Source organism: bacterium, assembly GCA_021372535.1.
In the GTDB taxonomy this organism is placed as follows: domain Bacteria; phylum Latescibacterota; class Latescibacteria; order Latescibacterales; family Latescibacteraceae; genus JAFGMP01.
The window spans coordinates 1-21,257 of sequence record JAJFUH010000093.1; the positions used below are offsets into that span (position 1 = coordinate 1).

The following is a 21,257-nucleotide window of genomic DNA, read 5'->3' on the forward strand; positions in this document are numbered from 1 at the left end:
CACCGGGCGGGAAATCTTCCTGAGGTTTTCGACAGTCGCCTGAACCGCCAGATCGATTCCCTTCTTCAATTCCATGGGATTCGATCCTGCGGTCACATTTTTCATGCCTTCGTTGAAAATCGCCTGTGCAAGAACGGTCGCCGTCGTAGTACCGTCGCCTGCGACATCGGATGTCTTTGTGGCGACCTCCTTGAGCATCTGGGCGCCGATATTTTCGTATTTGTCTTCGAGTTCGATTTCCTTGGCGACCGTAACACCGTCCTTGGTCACCGTGGGGGCGCCGAATTTCTTTTCAAGCACAACATTGCGTCCTTTGGGACCAAGCGTCACCTTGACCGCGTTGGCCATTTTATCGACGCCTACTTTAAGCCTCGATCGTGCATCTGCATTATATCTGATTTCTTTTGCCATGCTTATTTTCCTCCAAGTATGGTGTTTTATTCGAAGATCGCAAGAATGTCAGATTCTGACATAATGAGATATTCATTTCCCTCGTATTTAAGCTCGGTACCACCGTACTTCGAGTACAGAACTTTATCACCGACCTTGACACTCATCTTGATGATTTTGCCATTATCGTCGGTTCTTCCGGGACCTGCTGCTACAATTTTGCCCTTCTGAGGTTTTTCTTTTGCGGTATCGGGAATAATGATGCCGCCCGACGTTTTGGATTCCTCGACAGAGGAAGGCTCAACCAGTACTTTGTCTCCCAATGGTTTGATCTTCAAGGTAACTCCTCCTTTTTATGAGTGGTAGATAAAAAATTAGCACTTATGAGATAAGACTGCTAATTTTTAAAGAGTAGAAAAATAATATAATAACGGAAAATAAAAACTCAAAGGAATAATTACTCAATTTTACAAATCGATATACTCTTTATACCAAGGTTGATAATCATCATTAATGAACCTGATTATACGCCTTGTGTAACACTTTATGCACGGATACGAGCTGTCAAGGGTCGGCACGTGGTGCCGGTTTACATGCCCTTGACAGCAATAAAACAGCAATAAACACACATTTCATCATCGGGCGTGTGAATCATACTTCTTCACCACGTTTTTAATCGACCACTTCAAAATCAGCATCGACCGCGCCGGAATCAGGCTTTGAATCGGTGGAGCTTTCACGGCGTTCCTGCTGCTGTTCCTGACGGGGCTGCCCGGTATCGCCCGCTCCGGGTTGACCTCCGGCCTGCCCGGTCTGGGCATACATCTTCTGGGCGGCTTCATGCCATGCGCCGGTGAGACCGTCACGGGCAGAGATGATTTCGGACATATCGGAACCCTTGATAGCTCCTTTGGCCCGTTCAAGAGCAGCCTCGACTTTCGCCTTTGCATCCGGTTCCAATGAACCACCTATATCTTTGAGATTCTTTTCGGTCTGGTAAATGAGCTGGTCGGTTTCGTTCCGGGCCGTGATTTCTTCCTTTTTCTTTTTGTCTTCTCCTGCATGGGCCTCGGCATCCTTGACCATTTTCTGAATCTCGCTCTCGTTCAGACCGCTCGATGATTCGATACGGATCTGCTGTTCCTTGCCGGTACCCTTGTCCTTTGCCGATACGTTGAGAATACCGTTGGCATCGATGTCAAACGTGACCTCGATCTGCGGTATACCACGGGGAGCCGGCGGAATTCCGTCCAGGTGGAACCGGCCGATTGTCCTGTTGTCACGCGCCATCTCACGTTCGCCCTGGAGAACATGAATCTCCACGGATGTCTGGCTGTCTGCCGCGGTGGAGAATATTTCGCTCTTCTTGGTCGGAATGGTCGTGTTCCGCTCGATAAGACGTGTGAATACGCTGCCAAGGGTCTCGATACCGAGCGAAAGCGGCGTCACATCGAGAAGCAGGACATCGGTGACTTCTCCGGACAGCACGCCTCCTTGGATTGCAGCACCTACTGCAACGACCTCATCGGGATTGACACCCTTGTGCGGTTCTTTACCGAACATTTCACGGACGAGCTCCTGTACTTTCGGAATACGGATCGATCCGCCGACAAGAATAACCTCGTCAATCTGGTTTGCGGTGAGTCCCGCATCCCTGATTGCGTTCTCGACCGGTCTGCGTGTCCGCTCGATGAGATCGCCGATGAGCTGTTCCAGTTTTGCGCGCGAAAGCTTGACATTGAGATGTTTCGGTCCCGAAGCATCGGCGGTTATAAACGGAAGGTTGATATCCGTCTCGATCGTATTCGAAAGCTCGCACTTGGCCTTTTCGGCGGCTTCTTTCAGGCGCTGGAGAGCCATCGCGTCTTTACGCAGATCGATGCCGTTATCCTTCTGGAATTCCTCGGCGAGCCAGTTTACAACACGCTGGTCGAAATCGTCTCCGCCAAGATGGGTGTCTCCGTTTGTGGACAGCACCTCGAATACTCCGTCACCGAGCTCCAGAATCGAAATGTCGAATGTTCCGCCGCCAAGATCGAATACCGCTATTTTCTCGTCTTTCTTTTTATCGAGACCATACGCCAGCGATGCGGCAGTGGGCTCGTTGATGATCCGTTTCACTTCTAAACCGGCGATACGGCCCGCGTCTTTGGTTGCCTGACGCTGCGCATCGTTAAAATATGCGGGAACGGTTATAATCGCCTCTGTGACTTTCTGTCCGAGGTAATCCTCGGCGGTCTGTTTCATTTTCTGAAGAATAACTGCGGAGATTTCGGGAGGTGAAAATTCCTTGCTGTCGATATTGACACGCGCTGTGTCATTGGGACCTTTTACAACTTTATAGGGAACTTCCTTCATTTCCTGGCCGACTTCATCGAACCTTCTGCCCATGAACCGTTTGATCGAATACACGGTGCGGTTCGGATTGGTTACTGCCTGGCGCTTTGCAACCTGTCCGACGAGACGTTCTCCCTTGTCGGTATACGCTACAACGCTGGGTGTCGTTCTTCCTCCCTCCGAGTTGGGGATGACGACAGGCTGGCCGCCTTCCATGACCGCAACAACAGAATTCGTGGTTCCCAAATCTATTCCAATTATTCTGGACATAATAATTACCCCTTTCCTTATAAAATTATTTCTTTTTTTCAATAGTATGAAAGCTAAATTGATGCCAGAACGGCATTCCTGTGTATAATATCATGTTAATAATGATGATATGATATTTATTAGATTATGATAAATGTTTCAGATCAATACTGTGTATGCCATAATGACATATTGGAGCGCCGTTATGACATATATCTCTGCCATGCCTCTGACAGATTTTCTGCGGGTTTGTGTTATATGTCTATGAAATGGAGAATAACAACTGTGAGGTTGAATCCGGTAACAGCTTGAAATGTAAAAACTTTATATTATTTTGAGATAGAATTTTTGATAAATGGGGCAAAACAAAGGAGCGGTGTGTTTTATTTCAGTATTTCTCTTGACTTGGTTAGAAAAATTGTATTATTAATATACCATATTGGAGGTTTTATTAGTATTATTTTATATCTGAATATATTCGGGTCGGTTTATGGAGAATTTCCTGATTTGGCTGATTTTACAAGGTTATCAAGTCTATGGACGGGCAGGAAGGTGTTCATATGGCACGGGAACAGAATGTGTATATAATGATGCCGGAGCATGACGGTTGCACCGTGAACAGTTACCCTAAATCCGTAATAGCGAATATTCCCATTATATGTGAACACTCCGGGCAGCGAGTTGAGGTCGTATGATAGCCGTTAAAAACCGGTGCCATTGACTATATCATGAAACTTTTCAGCCCGAAAATACTGCTGAAGAGGTTAACAAAAATTGTAAATGCAATGTAACTTGGCATTTAAATATTATTAAGGAGGATTAATAACATGTTTTGCCCAAAATGCGGAAAACAGATCGATGATGGGGGAAAATTTTGTTCCAACTGCGGGTTCAAGATTGAACCCAAAAGTCTTGAAGGAGAAAAAAAAGATAAAAAGGATGACATTTTTATTGAAGATAAAAAAAACGTACAGAAAACAGTTGGGAATATTAAAAAAGTGATTGAAGCTATTATTGTCCGGAAAGGAAAGGGCGATCCGTTATTAATTATCAATATAAGGAAAAAGCTTGTTTTTAAGGGAATTAACCCAGCTAAATATACTTATGAAACAATAGATGATCCTCTTGTGTTGAAAAAATTAATTGAACTGGCCAAAGATCTGGGATTCAATTTGTAAATAAAAGTGGAGGAAAAAATGAATGTCAAAATTTCATATTCGTTAAAAGAGAATGTTAATGAGGCCATACAGGATATCAGTAAACAGTTTGCTGATATTGATCCCAGAATGGTTATTTACTTCGCTTCTTCTAAGTTTGACCCCGAAAATCTCAGTCAGCAGCTGCAGAATGCATTTAATTCGGCTGCTGTTTTCGGATGTTCGACCGCTGGAGAAATAGTCAGCGGCAAAATGCTGAAAGGCTCCGTCGTCGCAATGGCTTTTAGTTCTGATGCGATAGAGGATGTGAAAGTGGAGGTTGTTGAAAATATTAAAGAGGGAAATAACGTTGAAGCGGTATTCTCCGCATTTGGAGAGTATTATGGTACCTCCATGGACGAACTGGATTTTACTAAGTATGTCGGTATAATTCTCGTGGATGGTTTATCCGGTGCTGAAGAAAGACTGATGGACAGAATCGGCGACTTGACCAATGTGACATTCGTGGGTGGGTCTGCCGGAGATGATTTGAAATTTCAAAAAACATTTGTTTTTGCAGGGAATAAAGCGTATACCAATGCTGCCATACTCGTACTGATTAAACCGGGAATCGGATTTGATATAATCAAAACACAGAGCTTCTGCAGTACTGACAAAACGCTTGTCGCAACGAAAGTAAACGTGGCAGGCAGAGAAGTTATCGAGTTTAATAACAGGCCCGCATCCGTTGAATACGCCGAAGCAGTTGGAACGTCAGTCGATAATGCCCCGAACTGCTTCATGTCCCATCCTGTAGGCCTGATGTTCGATGATGAACCGTATGTTCGCAGCCCGCAACAGATTAAAGGCGAGAGAATGGTGTTTTATTGTAATGTGTTGGAAGGAATGGAACTTTCGTTGCTTAGCTCCACAGATATTGTGAATGAAACGAAAAAAGCGATCGATGATAAAAAGAAAGAGTTGGGTACTATTTCCGCAATCATCAACTTTCATTGTATTCTGAGGACTCTGGAACTTGAAAGTAAGGGTATTACAGAGGCATACGGTAAGCTGTTTACGGATATTCCCACCATCGGTTTCAGTACCTATGGGGAGGAATATATCGGACATATAAATCAGACATCGACCATGCTTGTTTTTAAATGAGGTATGGTTTTTCTGATTCAGAACTGTTATTATACGACACGGTTGAAATCAACTGTCAAATATCTTTCTGAGGCTATTGACTTTATCATGAAAACCTTCAAGCCCGAATGACCTGCTGAAAAGGCTGAAAAAGTTGTAAACAAAATGTTTCCCTGACTCAACTTATTTCTATGGCGATCGGTTAACCATGAATTATTGTTTCGGTGAATAAACAATGATATCGGATGATGTTATACAGAACTTGATTCGGCATCTGTTCCGGCATTTATTCGCCGGAGCAATAAAAAAGCTGACAGTACTTGTAATAACGGCAGAGATATTCGTCTTTGCCCCGGGATGAAACTGCGGCTCGGCGGGACTCGATCAGGTGCATTTTCAACTTATGAAACCGAATAATCAGGGTATAGATGATGAAAACGGTTTCGTTATGTCTCCATTACTCCATAGCCACCAGAGTAATACTGCCGCAGTAATATTTTACGATAGTTCCGAGTATGCCCATTCAGATTGAACATGCTGAAGTTCATTTCCTTCCATGATTCATGTCTTGCCGCTATCAATTCCCGTCACAACGCCGGTTTTGGATATGTAAAAGGCAGTTCGCAGGGCCTTCCGCTAGACTTATTGCTCCGGCGGATAAATAATGATACCAATAGCAGGAATAGATGCCGAAACAAGTTCGGCATGACGTCATCCGATATCACTGTTTAATCGCCGAAGCAATAACCACGGTACGTGCTTATTGAGAATAACCAGACTATTTTACTGGAATAACCAAATGAGAGACATATGCCGCTTAATGTTGCTCTTTCATTTATCTGAAAATGCATCTGCAGTTCCCGGCGTTGAAGCCCCGGCCTTGTGCCGGATGTTTCTGTAACGGCGTCATTCCCGAATCTTTAATCGGGAATCCATATGGAGCCAGCATACATTTTTCATCCTTCGTTGTGACCATCTATGGTCATGAAGGTTATTCATATAAATATGATAAGATTTCGGTTGCATGGGGAATAATGGATCATTTCAAATGCATTCACAAGATTGCAAAATACCCGATAAATCGATTATATGCGTGGAACAGTCCGGAAGAATAATACCTTTGGATTGTAAATATTGTTGGGAAGTTAGGGTATATCAATAAAAAGAAGAGCGGGAAACAATATCTGAGTTTTTGTATTTATTCATGGTGAGCCCGGAAGGATTCGAACCTTCGACCCTCGGCTTAAAAGGCCGGTGCTCTACCAGACTGAGCTACGGGCCCATGAAATACATATAACCAGATTCGCCGGAAAAAAACTGAAATCAGACTTACAATATAGAAAAAATAAATTTTATAGTCAAATAAAAAATAAGAGATACCCGTTTTTTACTTTTTTCCATGTAATGTTTTAACATATCATAATTGAATACTTGAAAAGTACTGGGCTATATGCTATTTTAGATTTCACAAAATAATATACTGATGCAGAATCAATCAATTATCCATATACCGAGGAGAATAAATATGCATCCGGTTGAAAGCTTTTTTGTAAGGGCTTCACTGCCAGAAAACCTTGAGGCTTTGCGGGAAATTGCTTACAATCTCTGGTGGTACTGGAATGTCCATGCGGTCAAACTGTTCTACCGTATCGAAACCGGATTATGGGAAGAGACATATCATAATCCTGTCAGTATACTTGGCAATATTACTCAGGCGAGGCTTGATACTCTGTCGGCCGATGAGGGTATTCAGGCCCATCTCGAGAGGGTCAAAAACGGTTTTGACCGGTATCTTACCGAATCGACATGGTATAAAAAGAATGCCGCCTCCGGAACCGAAGGCAACATTGCTTATTTTTCTCTCGAATTCGGGCTTGCGGAGTGCGCACCCATTTACTCGGGCGGATTGGGAATACTCGCGGGCGATCATCTTAAAAGCGCGAGTGATCTGGGTTTGCCCTTTGTCGGAGTAGGCCTTTTATACCAGGAAGGGTATTTCAGGCAGTACCTCAACAATGACGGCTGGCAGCAGGAGATGTATCCCGATAATGATTTTTACAATATGCCTGTGCTGCCGGTAATCGGAAAGAACGGTGAGGAGCTCATTATCGAGCTTGATTATCCCGATGGCGTGGTATATGCAAAGGTATGGAAAATTGCGGTAGGCCGGGTGCCTCTTTTTCTGCTCGATACCAACATCACCCAGAATACGGTGAAGAACCGTGCCATAACCTCCGCTCTCTACGGCGGTGACCAGGAAATGCGCCTCAAACAGGAGATGCTGCTCGGTATCGGCGGTCTCCGCGCTCTGTTTGCCATGGACATATGGCCGACAGTATGTCATATGAACGAAGGTCATGCAGCGTTTCTGGCGCTTGAACGGATACGGACGCTCATGGAAAGCGAGAAGCTTACGTTTGAAGAGGCATTCGAGCTTTCAAAAGCGGGCAATGTTTTTACAACCCATACACCTGTTGCCGCCGGTCATGACCGGTTTCCGCCCGCGCTCATACTGAAGTACTTCGAAGATTTTTACCCCGAGCTCGGATTGACTCCCGATGAATTTCTCGGTCTGGGAAGAATTGACACGAAATCGGCTGCCGAACCTTTCTGTATGACCGTTCTTGCCCTTAAATGTGCCGATAAAGCCAATGCGGTGAGCCGTCTCCATATGCATGTCTCGCGTGAAATGTGGCAGTCTCTCTGGGAGGGATTCCCGAGAGAGGAAATTCCCATTTCCCATATAACCAACGGGGTTCATATTGCAAGCTGGGTTTCACAGGATATCGTGGACCTTTTTGAACGTTACCTCGGTCCTCGCTGGAGAAATGAACCGGCGCGGGAGGAAATCTGGAAGCGGGTCAACGATATTCCCGATGAGGAAATCTGGCGTACGCACGAGCGGCGCCGTGAGAGGCTCGTATCGTTCGCCCGGAAGAGGCTTCAGACACAGTTACAGCGACGGGGAGCATCCGAAGCCGAGCTCAATCTCGCGCAGGGCACACTTAATTCGGAAGCGCTCACTATCGGATTTGCGAGGAGATTTGCGACCTATAAACGGGCCGACCTCATCTTCCGTGATATCGAACGGCTCTCGGGGATACTGAAAAACCCGGATAAGCCCGTTCAGATACTGTTCGCCGGGAAAGCACATCCGCGTGATGACGAGGGTAAGGAAATAATCCGCCGCATCATCCACTGGGCGCGGCGTCCCGATATTCGGAACCACGTGGTTTTCATCGAGGATTATGACATGTGTGTGGCCCGGTACCTTGTCCAGGGCGTCGATGTGTGGCTCAATACTCCGAGAAGACCGCTCGAAGCGTCCGGAACGAGCGGAATGAAAGCGGTTGCGAACGGTGCTTTGAATCTCAGTATTCTCGACGGCTGGTGGGATGAGGCTTATACCCCGGAGGTCGGATGGGCCATAGGCTCCGGCGAGGTTTACAATGATCCCGGTTATCAGGATACCGTCGAATCGAACGCTATTTATGATATTCTGGAAAAAGACATTGTGCCGCTCTTTTACGATGTTGGTCCCGATGGTATACCACGGGGATGGATAAAGAAGATGAAAACCGCCATGCACCACCTGGTGCCGGTTTTCAACACGGATCGGATGGTGCACCAGTATTTTAACGAGTGTTACAGTTCCGCTATGACGAGGTATGATACCCTCAAACACGAAAATGCCAGAAAAGTCCGTGAGCTCGCGCTCTGGAAAAAGAAAATCCACGATAACTGGGATGGCATTAAAATTCAGAGTATAAAATCCGATGGGCTGAAGACCTATCAGGTCGGCGCATCCCTGACCGTTACCGCGCTGATTAAACTCGGAAAGCTTGATCCCGAAGATGTTGCGGTCGAGCTGTATTCGGGAATCGTGAACGCCTCGGGCACCCTCGTCGATGCACAGCCTCTTCCGATGGCATGGAAGAGCAAAAAACAGGATGTGCATGTTTTCGAGGGTGTAGTGCCTTTCGTGAAGAGCGGGAGAATCGGCTATAGTCTCCGGATCGTACCGTCTCATCCCGATCAGGTGATATTCCAGAACCAGAGGCTCATTAAATGGGCCTGATACGAGTACCGCCGGGTCTGAAGATACCCGCGGTAATTTCCGAGATGAACCGAATAAAAGAAAGAATTGCTGTCTGTGTTTTCTGCGCTTCGAGTAACCATGTCGATTCCGTATTTATCGAGGCGGCACGATCGATGGGAACCGCGCTGGTTTCAAAAGGCATGATGCTCGTTTATGGTGGCGGAAACAATGGTCTTATGGGGATTTTATCGGAGGAGATGCATAAGAAGGGAGGCCGGATTGTCGGTGTCATCACTGCCAACCTGAAGGGTCTCGGTTATGCATTTGAGGGAGCCGACGAGATGATCGTTACCGACAGCATGAGGGAGCGGAAAGCGGTGATGGAAGACCTCGCCGATGGTTTTGTCTGTCTTCCCGGCGGTCTGGGAACGCTCGAGGAATTCCTTGAGATCATCACCTTCAAGCAGCTCGGTCTCCATGCAAAACCGGTTGTTTTACTGAATGTCAGGGGATTTTTTGATAATCTTCTCCGGCAGATGGAGACGGGTTATGAAGAGCGCTTCATCGAAAATATGTATCATGACCTGTTCCATGTGACTGACAGCGCGGATGATGCACTCGATTATATCGTTTGCCACACTTCGGGTTAAAAATTCAGTACAGGGAACCTTTGAAATATTGATAGAGATAATCCTCCCTGGATTGGTTATTGGTACTCTTCCACCATATTTGGGGGAATGATGTCCGCAGGACAGAAAGGGAGCTTCTTCCAATAATCCGGACTTTTTTCCAACCTTCCGTGTCTGGCCATAAACTCAACGTAGTCCTTTTCCCCTTGCGTCTCCTTCGTTTTCTCTTCATCTTTCATTACACTCTGTAGATTTGTTCTTGCTGATGTTTTTTCTTAAAATACTCATAGGAAATCCTGTATATAGATAACTTCAATGTATCGCTTGTACAACAGTTCTTTATGATTTGCTGCATGATTCATGAGCAGGGAGGATTTTTTAAATGGATAGACGCACTTTTATACGGTCGGCAACAGGCGCGGTGCTTGCGGCAGGAGCGTGCCCATTAAGTATTTTTCCGGCATCGGCTGCCATAAATTCCCGTGATGTCACCTACGAACCCAATCAACCCCTGACCAGTCAGGGACTGCGTATCAGGGATGCTTTAGACATATTGAATCAGGGTGAAGCGGCCAATACTGCCCCTGTACTGCGGGAAGAGATACTTGATAACCCGGATTCCGTTTTTATCGTGTATGCCGATTTGCAACCCACTAAGGATTCAAAGGGAGCCTGGAATCCCTGTAATGATCAGATGCAGGCTCTCGGCCGCCGTGTTACCGAGCTGGTTTTCCGGAAAGGTACCGAACAGGGCGGCAAGACATTGATGAATAACAACCTCGTGGCCGCAACCTCGGGAAATCCTCCCAAGTGGATAAACGGGAACAATGTTCATCCGTATTTTACTGCTGGTATGGCGGATGCATTACATGACCTGGGCAACACCAATGTAGCTGCCTGCGCCCGTGGAGCCTTGCGTCATGATAATGTGGTTTCAAGCGGTCTCGATGCTCTTTTCAAAGCTCATGATCTGCCTCTTATTGAGGCTCATTATCAATGGTTTTCGGATTATACCGAGTCGGAACTGATATGGCACGAAAATCCGGAAGGTACCGTAGTCCGCCGTTTTTGTACCTATAAACCGACGTTTGAAAGTGATAGCACTCATATAAATGTTGCGCACGCCCATACGCATCCGGTCGGTTTATTAACCCTTACCACCAAGAATCTTCAGGGTATCATGCCGAGAATCTACGGTCATGTCTGCGATTCATGGACAACGATGGATATCTGGCGTAAAGAATTCATGGATAACTTTAATCCGAATTACCGGTCAGCCGTCGAGCAATTATATTACAAACATGCAAATATGGGTTTCCAGTTCTGGGATGATGGCGACTTTGTAAAAACATACACGAACATGGGTGGTTACGATGTTTTCATGAAGGCATTGGATGATTATTGGGGAAAAGAGGGAACTGCACAGGACACAGCGCTCGACAAACTGTACGACATTGCCAACGCGAAAATTTTCTGGGGCGAACAATGGGCGCAGAGAACGATGGACATGATGAAAGTGATGCCCGATCCGTATATCAATATGGTTGAGGGCGTGTTTGCGGCGCAATATGGTGGCAGTAATATCTATCACACCGACTTTATCACTATCGGACGGTCGAGGATTGCTGTCGATGCTGTTACCGCATGGCTCATGGGCCATGACCCACGGGGTGTACCCTTCCTGAGATTGGCGAAGGAACACGGTTTAGGTGAAAATAACATTGAAAAAATCCCCGTGTACATTCTTGACGAAAATGGCCCCAGGAAGGTGGATTACACTACCTTGAAACGGACATATATCGGAATCTATGTTTATAGCCTTTCTAAAAGCCGATTTTTCACGGAGCCGCTCATAACGTCTGTGGAAGAAGAACAAACCATCCCGAAAGCGTTAATAACCGCAAGCTGCTATCCGAATCCTTTCAACCCTGTTACCACAATTCAGTTCGAACTGTCACAGCCCGGCGCCGTCAGATTATCCGTCTACACAGTTACCGGGCAGCGGATACATACGGTAAACCTTGGACAATCGGGACGCGGAAAGCATATGTATGAATTTAATGCTTCAGGTCTTACTTCGGGAGTATATATGTATCGGATACAGACCGAACATGCCAGTATTTCAGGTAAAATGGTTCTGATGAAATAGCCGTGGATTCGGTGCAGGGATATTATCTGCAAGGTGTGGTTGTTATGCAGGAACGGATTATGATCTGTTCCTGCATGTTCCCGAAAGCCTTCCCATTATGATCATGGATAAACTGATGACAGATTGATGCCGCTTGTGCGGGAATTATTCCGCGGTATAATAGACACCATGCCGGGCAAGGTTTTCCATGATGTCCGAAACGAATGTATAGAATATCATTGTCTGTATGATGCCTGATGCGGGAAAGAGGGGTATCTCTATTCCCTCGACTGCTATGATGCCGTCCGTTGCGGGAACATGGCAATAGATGACCGTATCCGCCACATCTTCAAGTCTGAGCGTTCCCATGTTTTTCAGAGCGCCTGGCGGAGTCTGATTGTTGAGGACCTGCGGTGTTGTCAAGCCCACCACTTTTACCATCCGTTCGCCAAAACCATGAACGATGTAAGGGTCATTGGAAAGCACAAAATCTTCCCTGGAAGCCTTTTGGACATCAGTTGTGATGAAAACACCCGGATTGCCGGGGCGCCCGCTTTTCAGCTCGCCGGGAAGCATTCCGCCGTTCAGGACAACATACAGATTATGTCCCTGAAGTTTTGATTGAACGGCAAGTCCGGCGGCTTTTTCGATATTCGGCAGCTCGCGTTCACGTATCAGCCCGATAATCGATTTCAAACCCTCGATATATACTTTTGCGAGGTCTTTGGAATAGACAACACCTTTTTCTGCGCATGACTGCAGAAAGGCGCCGAATCCCATCAGGCCGAGGCCGGCAACGGATGTATTGTAGATAAAATCACGCCGTGTATGTTGTTTCACCATGTTTTCTCCATTCAATACCCAAGAGACAGGAAACGTTTACGGGCTTCCGCGCTTTTCCCTTCGGAATTGGCGAAATATTCTCCCCAGCTGACAGTGGGCTGTACTCCCTGTGCCAGAAGAGCCGAAACGGTTTCCGCCGCAAGTGACCAAGCGAGTACTGTGTTTATTATGCCGCTGACCGGGCAGAAAGCCCCGGTGATTCCCGGTATGGTGATTACACCGTTTGCACTGTCATCGTTAAGAAGCGCCAGACCGGCTGATTGTGAAAGGAGTCCCTTCGGTGAAATAGTAATAATAAACGCACCGCGTGCACGGGCCTGTTCGACAAGCGACCGATCATCCTCGTTGTCGGGAAAATACGCTGCGAGAATGAATATATCACCGTCTGTCATGGTATTTCCGTAAATCTTGTATGACCGGAAAAGCGCCAGCCCGGACGGATGATCGACCATCTCGGCATCGACTATGTCAAATCGATCCATGATAAATACTTTTTTCCCGTCAAGAACAGCCTTGGCAATGGTTTCTCCGGCTTTTTTGAGAGTGTCGAACTGGTTCGCAACGGACGTAATATGTTCTTCTGCTTTATCAATGAATTGTGACCCAGGCATATTGTCTCCTTTCTCGACACTAATATAGAACATTAATTCAGGCTCTGTCAACAGATACAATCGTTATCCGTAGTATTACCGGAAAAAACAGTAACGTTACCATGACATATCGCCTTGTCATACATGCGGTCATGGAGGAAAAGAATACGTTGACAGTATGCTGACCGGCAGACTATATTACATAACTATATTAAACCATTTCATGGGGTTAGAATATGAAACACCGTTTCGGGGTTATCGGTCTCGCGTGTTCGGTATGTCTTTTTTTCTCCTGTCAGGGTTCGCGGGCTTTAATTCGTGAAAAGTTCGAAACGCTGAGAAACAGGCAGGAAATTACGGTGGTTGTTTTCGGCGATTCGATTTCGGGAGGCCGGTGGTTCTCTGAAACGGGGACATCATATGCCAGTTTCATGAAACCGATGATGGAGGATGTGCTGGGCTGTAAAGTGAGCATGATCAATTCCAGCGTTGCCGACGATACTTATAAAAACGCGATCAGGCGAATTCAGGAAGATATTCTCTCGTTCCGTCCCGATGTTGTTTTTGTCATGCTCGGTTTTGTCGATTCGACTACATCGGGGCTTTACCAGCAGGTTTTTAAAAAACAGGTCGAAGATTTCATGAAGAATCTTCAGGAACACAAGATTTTTGCAGTAATACTTACCTCGACCGGATTCCGGGACATTGAAAATACCAAGGATTTCAGGTATATGCGGCTCAAGGAATTCAACGATATCGTAACCTATGCGGCTGCACTTTACCATTATCCCTCGATCGATGTATGTGCTCACATGGAGAAGGTCTTCAAAACGAAGCCTGACGAATATCGCAGCATGTTCAGCGATCCGGTTCATCTCAATGAAAAAGGTCAGATATTTGTTGCTGAATACATTATGAAATCCATCACCAATACGCTGAAAAAAAATGATCGTTGATTTCATACACCTGGTTTACCGGTCAGATTATTAACTGTCCGCGGCCATACGAATGATACGATGAAGCCTCTATTCTTACGTTTATGCAAAAAAATCCTGTCCGGGAATGATACCCTCCAGAGGTAGATAACTGAGATGAAAATGGTTTCTCGGCATTCACTGGGGAAACTGGCATGGTTTGTCGTTTCCGCCATAGCGAAGACTTTATCCATCAGGCAGTACGGCTCTGATGATGAATTCTACCGTGACGGCGGCAAACCGGTCATATTCGCTGTATGGCACGGCAGGATGATCATGCCCCTGTTTTGCCGGAGGAACAGGGGAGTGTACATTCTCGTTTCAGAGCACCGTGACGGTGAGCTCATTACCGCTTCGCTCATGGAAGCGGGATGCGGAATAGTACGGGGATCGACAACCCGCGGCGGTGTGAGGGCGCTTGTGGAAATGCTCAGGCTTCTGAAGCGCGGAGCCCGGATTGCGGTTACACCCGATGGTCCGAGAGGGCCGCGCTGGCGGATGCAGTCCGGTATCGTGTATCTCGCCGCAAAGGGTGGTTATCCCATCGTTCCTTTAACGGGAAGCGCAAGCAGGGCGTATTATTTCAAAAGCTGGGACTCCTTTCAGCTTCCTCTGCCGTTTGCAAAAGCTGTTTTGTGCGTCGGAGAACCCTATACGGTCAGCGGTGGACTCGATGATGAAAACATAGAATATCACCGCGCCGAACTGGAAAAGCGGATGATCGAGCTGACTCTCAAAGCGGACAGACTTGCGGGAGCGGATACCGGATGATGTTCCTCTATACCATCGTTTCATCCCTTATCCTCGTGGTCGCTTATCCGGTGAGCTGGATTGGCGCGCTGCTGGGACGGTCGTATCTGTATCGACGGCTCAAACCGCCATCCGACCTTCCCCATAATGAGGCAGAGCGAATCTGGATTCATGCGGCATCGGTCGGCGAGTCTGTCATTGCGGTTTCCATGGCGGGAGAGATCAAACGCAGAAAACCTTTCGCGCTCATTTTCATTTCAACGTCAACCTCGTCGGGACTCGATCGGATCAGGAGTGTCGGGAGTGTATCGAACGGAGCCCCGGTGGATGGGTCATTTCTTGCGCCGTTCGATCACCCGTTTATTACCGGGAATTTCATAAAACATGTCGGACCTACTCTGTTCATGCTCGTGGAAACGGAAATCTGGCCTGCCCTCATACAGTCCATGCACGACAACGGTATTCCCGTGGCGATAATCAACGGCAAGATGAGCCGCCGGTCTTTCAGACGGTATGCGACGTTCCGTTTTGCGCTCGGGAAGATGCTGGGTATGATCTCCCTGATCTGCGTGCAGTCGCGCTCGTATGCACGGCGATTCCACATGCTCGGAGTACCCCGTGAGCGTATCGAAATCCTGGGGAATATCAAGTTCGACAGTCTTCCCGAGAAGAACGATCATAATCCTGCTGAAAAGCGCACAATGTTGGGAATTCCTCCCGGCGCACATGTATTCGTCACCGGAAGTACCAGACCCGGCGAAGAGGATGTGCTTGTGCGGGCGTTTCTGAGGATATTACAGGCTTTTCCGGATGCTGTTCTGGTCTGTGCGCCGCGGCACCTCAACAGGGTGGAAGAAGTGGAGCGGATTTTCTCCGAAGCCGGCCTTGCATCGATGAAAAGGAGTTCCGGAGAGCCGTTTGATGCCTCACGGTTCAACGTTTTCATGCTCGATACGATGGGAGAGCTTATCGATGCGTATACATGCGCCGATGTGGCTTTCGTCGGCGGTAGTTTACGCGATTTCGGGGGACACAATCCGATGGAACCCGCCGCCCTTGGTGTGCCCGTACTCTTTGGCCCGTACATGGAACAGGTAGGTTCGAAGGAACTGCTTGTCCACGGTGCGGCAGAGCTTGTCCATGACGAAGAGGATATCGCCGAAACAGTGAACCGGCTGTTTGCGGATCACGACCGGAGAAAACGCATGGCTGAAGCGGGACTTGAAGTGGTGGGCAGGTTCAAGGGAACACTTGCCCGGACCCTGCGTTTAATCGAGAACCACCGGCTTATTTGAAAGCACGTCATGACGCCATGAGACACTATATCGAAGACATAATGAATGACCGGAAAAGCGGTTTCGGCGCCTTTCCGGTCAGGATTTTTCTGCAGATGGCTTCCGTACCGTACGGTATGGCTGTATCGATACGCAATTATCTCTATAACAAGAAAGTTTACAAAGCGCTCGATGTTCCGTGCCGCGTTGTGAGCATCGGCAACCTGAGTGTCGGGGGAACGGGTAAGACACCGGTGACTGTTCTGACCGCACGGCTTCTGAAATCATCGGGTTGCAGTGTGGCTGTCGTTTCACGGGGATACGGGCGCTCGGGGAAAGAACCGCTCATTGTCTCCGATGGCAGAAAGATATTCGCCATGCCGCAAGAGGCGGGAGATGAACCCCATATTATCGCCTCGTCCGTGCCGGATATCCCCGTCGTTGTCGGTGCGGACCGTTACCGCGCAGCGCGGCTTGCCTTCGAGCGGTTCAGGCCCGATGTGATTGTGCTCGATGATGGTTTTCAGCACCGCCGTCTCTACCGGAATGTCGATATCGTTACCCTCGATGCGGAAAATCTTTACGGGAACGAACACCTGCTGCCGCGGGGTATTCTGAGGGAATCGCCGTATGGACTCAGACGGGCGAAAGCGGTTATCGTCACACGTTTCCGGGAAAAAACCTGCCGTCGGGACAGCATCGAGCGCATGATACGGTATTATTCGCGTGAAATACCGGTATTTCTGAGTGAACATGTACCCGCCGGGCTTCGTAAACCGGGGACTGCTGATCCGGAGGATACCGGCATCCTGAAATCCGGGCGGATTGCGGCAATGTCGAACATCGTCAACCCGGAATCGTTCCGGCAGATGATCCTGACCTTGGGCGGCGACATTGCCGTACACCACGTTCTGCCCGATCATCACCGGTACACGGCGGAGGAACTTGACAGGATCGAGCGTGAATCCCTCGATGACGGGGCCGGATTGATTCTCATGACAGCCAAGGACGAGCGGAACCTTCCCGATGCGTTCCGGTTTAAATCCCTGCCTTCGTTTGTGCTCGACATCGAGGCTGTTCTTATCGAAAAGCAGGATGAGTATCTCGATATTATTGCCCCGGGGCAGAAAAAAACCGGTAAATTATAGCAGTGACAGTAATGGAGATTATCTCCGTAGCCTGTGTCTTATAACCCGGAGTTGAACAGGTGCGGCATATGTTAGTATCAGATTAGTATTGGACAGGAATCTATGGGAGACAATATATGGAGCTCGAAGCATACCAGTCGATGACACCCGGAGAACTGACAGCCCGCATTAAAAAAGCGAAGGCTGAAAAAAACGCTGTCATCCTCGCCCACAATTACCAGACCCTCGATATCCAGAAGATCGCCGATTATCTCGGAGACTCTCTCGGACTTTCGAGAATTGCCGCCCGCACCGATGCGGATGTCGTGGTGTTCTGCGGCGTCGATTTCATGGCAGAAAGCGCCAAGATTCTTTCTCCCCGGAAAACCGTGCTGCTTCCCGAAATAAAGGCGACCTGCCCAATGGCGAAAATGGTAACGCCGGAATCGCTCGCCGAAGCAAAAGCCCGCAATCCCGAAAAGTCCGTTGTGGCGTATGTCAACACGACAGCCCGGGTAAAGGCTCTCACCGATATCTGCTGTACATCGGCTAATGCTGTCGAGGTTGTACGGTCGCTCGGTGACCGTGAGATACTTTTCGTTCCCGACAAAAATCTTGCCCACTACACGCAGAAGAAAACCGGCGCCTCGATAACTCCCTGGGACGGTTACTGCTATGTCCATAATTTTCTTACGGTTAAAGATGTTGAAAACGCCCGGGCAGAACACCCGGAAGCTGTATTCCTCGTTCATCCGGAGGCTCCTCCCGAAGTCGTGGAGCTGGCCGATTTCGTATTTTCAACATCGGGCATGGCGAAGTATGTTTCGGGAATCATCGATGAGAACGAAAAACGCCGCGGTGTCATTATCGGAACGGAGATCGGTCTTGTCGACCAGCTTCGTTCGCAGTATCCCGGCATAGGGATATGGCCGCTCAGCAAGTTCGCCGTATGCGGCACCATGAAAATGACCACACTAGCAAAAGTGGCATGGTCGATTGAAACGGGGAATTATGAGATAACGCTCCCTGAGGATATTATCGAAAAGGCGCGGCTGGCGCTCGAACGGATGCTCGATGTTACTTGACAGCCTGTCTTGCTTTCTCAATTATTATTAAAAGCGTTGTGATAAACACCATTTACGTGGATAAAAACTGTAAAGGGTCGGCACGAAGTGCCTATTTACATGCCCTTTACAGCAACAAAACAACACATTTCGTCATGGGGCTCGTGAAAAATTTACTTTTTCACAGCCCTCTTAATCACTTCGGCAAGGTGTATAAGAAATGATAGAAGTAAACGAACAATATTGTGAAAAAATAGCCCGGGAACTGAACATTTCAGCCCGGCAGGTTCAGGCAACGCTGATTCTGCTCGATGAAGGCGCCACGGTTCCTTTTATTTCACGTTACCGTAAAGAGATGACCGGGAGCCTCGACGAGGTGGCGGTGACCGCTGTCCGCGACCGTGTGGCGCAGCTCCGTGAGCTCGATAAACGGCGGGATGCCATTATTTCGTCCCTCGATGAGCGGGGGCTCCTGACCGATGAGCTGAGGGATAAGCTCAATGCTGCAGAAACAATGACCGTACTCGAGGATATATATCTGCCCTACCGTCCCAAGCGGAGAACAAGGGCCACCATTGCCCGTGAAAAGGGACTTGAGCCGCTCGCGGTTCTTCTGTTCGAGCAGGGTGAGATCGATCCCCTGAAAGAGGCACAGGCCTTTGTCGATATCGAGAAGGAAGTTTTGTCCGCCGAGGATGCTCTTGCCGGAGCGCGCGATATCATTGCCGAATGGGTCAGCGAACATCAGGAAGCCCGCGCGGATATCCGCAATCTGTATGCTGCCAGTGGGATATTCAGGTCAAAGGTCGTATCCGGGAAAGAGGAAGAGGGAGCGAAATACCGCGATTATTTCGAATGGGAAGAGCCGGTGACCGCAATTCCTTCACACCGGATACTTGCCATGCGCCGTGGAGAGAATGAGTCGATGCTTTCCCTGCGGGTGATTGCCCCCGAAGAGGAGGCGCTTGCCATTCTGGAGCGGCTGTTCATCAAGGGCGGCGGCCCCGCTTCACAGCAGGTCAGGATGGCTGCCCATGACGGTTACAAGCGGCTTCTTGCGCCATCCATGGAAACGGAGATCAGGCTTGTTCTGAAACAACGGGCCGATGAGGAGGCGATCAGGATTTTTGCCGAAAACGCCCGTCAGCTCCTTCTTGCACCGCCACTCGGTGGAAAGAATATTCTCGCTGTCGATCCGGGATTCCGCACGGGGTGCAAGGTATGCTGTCTCGACCGTCAGGGAAAGCTCCTGCACAACGATGTCATCTACCCTCACATGTCGGAAGAGAGCACCCGTCAGGCCGCGCAAAAGATCACGGATTTCTGCGCCCGTTTCAATATCGAAGTGATCGCCGTGGGAAACGGCACCGCGGGCAGAGAGACCGAGGCGTTTCTCCGCAAGCTCGATCTTCCGGGGCAGATACCGGTTGTCATGGTCAACGAAAGCGGGGCATCGATTTATTCGGCTTCGGAAGTCGCCCGTGAGGAGTTTCCCGGTCATGATGTGACTGTCCGCAGCACCGTTTCCATTGGCAGACGGCTTATGGACCCTCTTGCAGAGCTCGTGAAGATCGATCCCAAGTCGATCGGCGTCGGGCAGTATCAGCACGATGTGGATCAGGGCCTGCTCAAGGAAAAGCTCGATGATGTCGTCGTGAGCTGTGTGAACAGCGTCGGAGTCGAGGTCAATACCGCCAGTAAACAGCTTCTTACCTATGTCTCGGGATTCGGGCCTGCACTTGCCCAGAACATAATCAGTTACCGTGATGAGCACGGCCCGTTCAGGGCGCGGAAGGAATTGCTCAACGTGCCGCGTCTCGGCGGGAAGGCGTTTGAACAGGCGGCGGGATTTCTCCGGATACGGAACGGCGACAATCCTCTCGATGCAAGCGCGGTTCACCCGGAGAGTTACCCTGTCGTCGAAACCATGGCCCGTGACCTGCGGAGCACGGTTAAAGACCTGATGCTGAGCGACGATCTTCGGAAACGGATAGACGTTTCACGGTATGTGACCGTTTCTGTGGGCATGCCCACGCTGACCGACATCATGTCCGAGCTTGCCAGGCCGGGCCGTGACCCGCGGACGCAGTTCGAGATTTTTGCGTTTGCGGATGGTGTCACCAAAATCGAGGATCTGAAACCCGGCATGAAAGTCCCCGGCGTTGTAACCAATATTACCGCGTTTGGAGCATTTGTCGATATTGGCGTTCACCGTGACGGTCTTGTTCATATCAGTCAGATGGCCGACCGGTTTGTGAAGAATCCGTCGGAAGTTGTCAGCGTTCATCAGAAGGTCATGGTTACCGTGGTCGAGGTCGATGTCGGGCGGGGGCGGATATCTTTATCGATGAAGTGAGGGTTATTCAAACGCGATCGTCGTTGATCTCTTTCGGTTAGTCATGTCTGTCGGTGAAACGATACATACCGTCTTTCCCAATCTCTCCTTCGGCACATAAGTACCTGAAAATCACGATCTGAACAGGCAGCCAGAATTAAATTCCGATACCCATATATACGGTATGGTATTTTTTATATAACGCATTATACTGTATAATATGCAGAAATTGCTTTTATAAGGTAA

At 48.4% G+C, this 21,257-nt stretch carries 16 protein-coding genes and 1 tRNA gene; 11 read left to right on the forward strand and 6 right to left on the reverse strand.

The annotated features are described in order from the left end of the window. The 3 genes from groEL to dnaK all read right to left on the reverse strand — a co-directional run. Window positions 1-411: chaperonin GroEL (groEL, locus tag LLG96_08895; protein MCE5250323.1), on the reverse strand; the 411-nt coding region annotated here is incomplete at its 3' end. A gap of 26 nt (window positions 412-437) precedes the next feature. After that, window positions 438-728, reverse strand: coding sequence for a co-chaperone GroES (gene groES, locus LLG96_08900; protein MCE5250324.1), 291 nt, complete (start codon window positions 726-728; stop codon window positions 438-440). A gap of 334 nt (window positions 729-1,062) precedes the next feature. Next, window positions 1,063-2,997 (reverse strand): molecular chaperone DnaK, encoded by a 1,935-nt coding sequence (gene dnaK / locus LLG96_08905; protein ID MCE5250325.1) that lies wholly within the window; start codon window positions 2,995-2,997, stop codon window positions 1,063-1,065. An 806-nt stretch (window positions 2,998-3,803) separates the two neighbouring features. Between dnaK and LLG96_08910 the strand changes: the two genes are divergently transcribed. Beyond that, window positions 3,804-4,154: a zinc-ribbon domain-containing protein gene (locus LLG96_08910; GenBank protein MCE5250326.1), complete on the forward strand. Its 351-nt coding sequence runs from the start codon at window positions 3,804-3,806 to the stop codon at window positions 4,152-4,154. 18 nt (window positions 4,155-4,172) lie between these two features. Further along, window positions 4,173-5,279 carry an FIST C-terminal domain-containing protein gene (locus tag LLG96_08915; GenBank protein ID MCE5250327.1) on the forward strand — a complete coding sequence of 369 codons (1,107 nt, stop codon included), beginning with the start codon at window positions 4,173-4,175 and terminating at the stop codon, window positions 5,277-5,279. 1,184 nt (window positions 5,280-6,463) lie between these two features. Here the strand turns inward: LLG96_08915 and LLG96_08920 are convergent. Beyond that, window positions 6,464-6,540: transfer RNA gene (locus LLG96_08920), tRNA-Lys, on the reverse strand. Between the two features lie 243 nt (window positions 6,541-6,783). Between LLG96_08920 and glgP the strand changes: the two genes are divergently transcribed. From glgP to LLG96_08935, 3 genes are all read left to right on the forward strand, one after another. After that, a complete protein-coding gene (gene glgP / locus LLG96_08925; protein MCE5250328.1) occupies window positions 6,784-9,336 on the forward strand; it encodes an alpha-glucan family phosphorylase in 2,553 nt (850 codons plus the stop codon). Continuing rightward, window positions 9,327-9,947: a TIGR00730 family Rossman fold protein gene (locus tag LLG96_08930; protein ID MCE5250329.1), complete on the forward strand. Its 621-nt coding sequence runs from the start codon at window positions 9,327-9,329 to the stop codon at window positions 9,945-9,947. The genes glgP and LLG96_08930 overlap by 10 nt, the downstream gene beginning before the upstream one ends. A 361-nt stretch (window positions 9,948-10,308) precedes the next feature. Beyond that, a complete protein-coding gene (locus LLG96_08935; protein MCE5250330.1) occupies window positions 10,309-12,075 on the forward strand; it encodes a T9SS type A sorting domain-containing protein in 1,767 nt (588 codons plus the stop codon). Between the two features lie 144 nt (window positions 12,076-12,219). Here LLG96_08935 and LLG96_08940 read toward each other — a convergent pair whose 3' ends face one another. Both LLG96_08940 and LLG96_08945 read right to left on the reverse strand, forming a co-directional pair. Beyond that, a complete protein-coding gene (locus tag LLG96_08940) occupies window positions 12,220-12,897 on the reverse strand; it encodes a hypothetical protein (protein MCE5250331.1) in 678 nt (225 codons plus the stop codon). Window positions 12,898-12,908: 11 nt separating this feature from the next. Then, window positions 12,909-13,508, reverse strand: a complete 600-nt coding sequence (locus LLG96_08945) for a hypothetical protein (GenBank protein MCE5250332.1) — start codon at window positions 13,506-13,508, stop codon at window positions 12,909-12,911. Window positions 13,509-13,723: 215 nt separating this feature from the next. Between LLG96_08945 and LLG96_08950 the strand changes: the two genes are divergently transcribed. The 6 genes from LLG96_08950 (at window position 13,724) to LLG96_08975 (ending at window position 21,032) form a co-directional block, all read left to right on the forward strand. Then, on the forward strand, window positions 13,724-14,443 hold the full coding sequence (locus LLG96_08950) for an SGNH/GDSL hydrolase family protein (protein ID MCE5250333.1): 720 nt from the start codon (window positions 13,724-13,726) through the stop codon (window positions 14,441-14,443). Between the two features lie 141 nt (window positions 14,444-14,584). Then, a complete protein-coding gene (locus LLG96_08955; GenBank protein ID MCE5250334.1) occupies window positions 14,585-15,232 on the forward strand; it encodes a lysophospholipid acyltransferase family protein in 648 nt (215 codons plus the stop codon). Beyond that, a complete protein-coding gene (locus LLG96_08960; protein MCE5250335.1) occupies window positions 15,229-16,506 on the forward strand; it encodes a 3-deoxy-D-manno-octulosonic acid transferase in 1,278 nt (425 codons plus the stop codon). The genes LLG96_08955 and LLG96_08960 overlap by 4 nt, the downstream gene beginning before the upstream one ends. Before the next feature lie 41 nt (window positions 16,507-16,547). After that, a complete protein-coding gene (lpxK, locus tag LLG96_08965; GenBank protein MCE5250336.1) occupies window positions 16,548-17,633 on the forward strand; it encodes a tetraacyldisaccharide 4'-kinase in 1,086 nt (361 codons plus the stop codon). Window positions 17,634-17,749: 116 nt separating this feature from the next. After that, on the forward strand, window positions 17,750-18,697 hold the full coding sequence (nadA, locus tag LLG96_08970) for a quinolinate synthase NadA (protein MCE5250337.1): 948 nt from the start codon (window positions 17,750-17,752) through the stop codon (window positions 18,695-18,697). A gap of 199 nt (window positions 18,698-18,896) precedes the next feature. Continuing rightward, complete coding sequence (locus tag LLG96_08975; GenBank protein ID MCE5250338.1) at window positions 18,897-21,032, forward strand: RNA-binding transcriptional accessory protein; 2,136 nt, start codon at window positions 18,897-18,899, stop codon at window positions 21,030-21,032. Window positions 21,033-21,257: the final 225 nt, after the last annotated feature.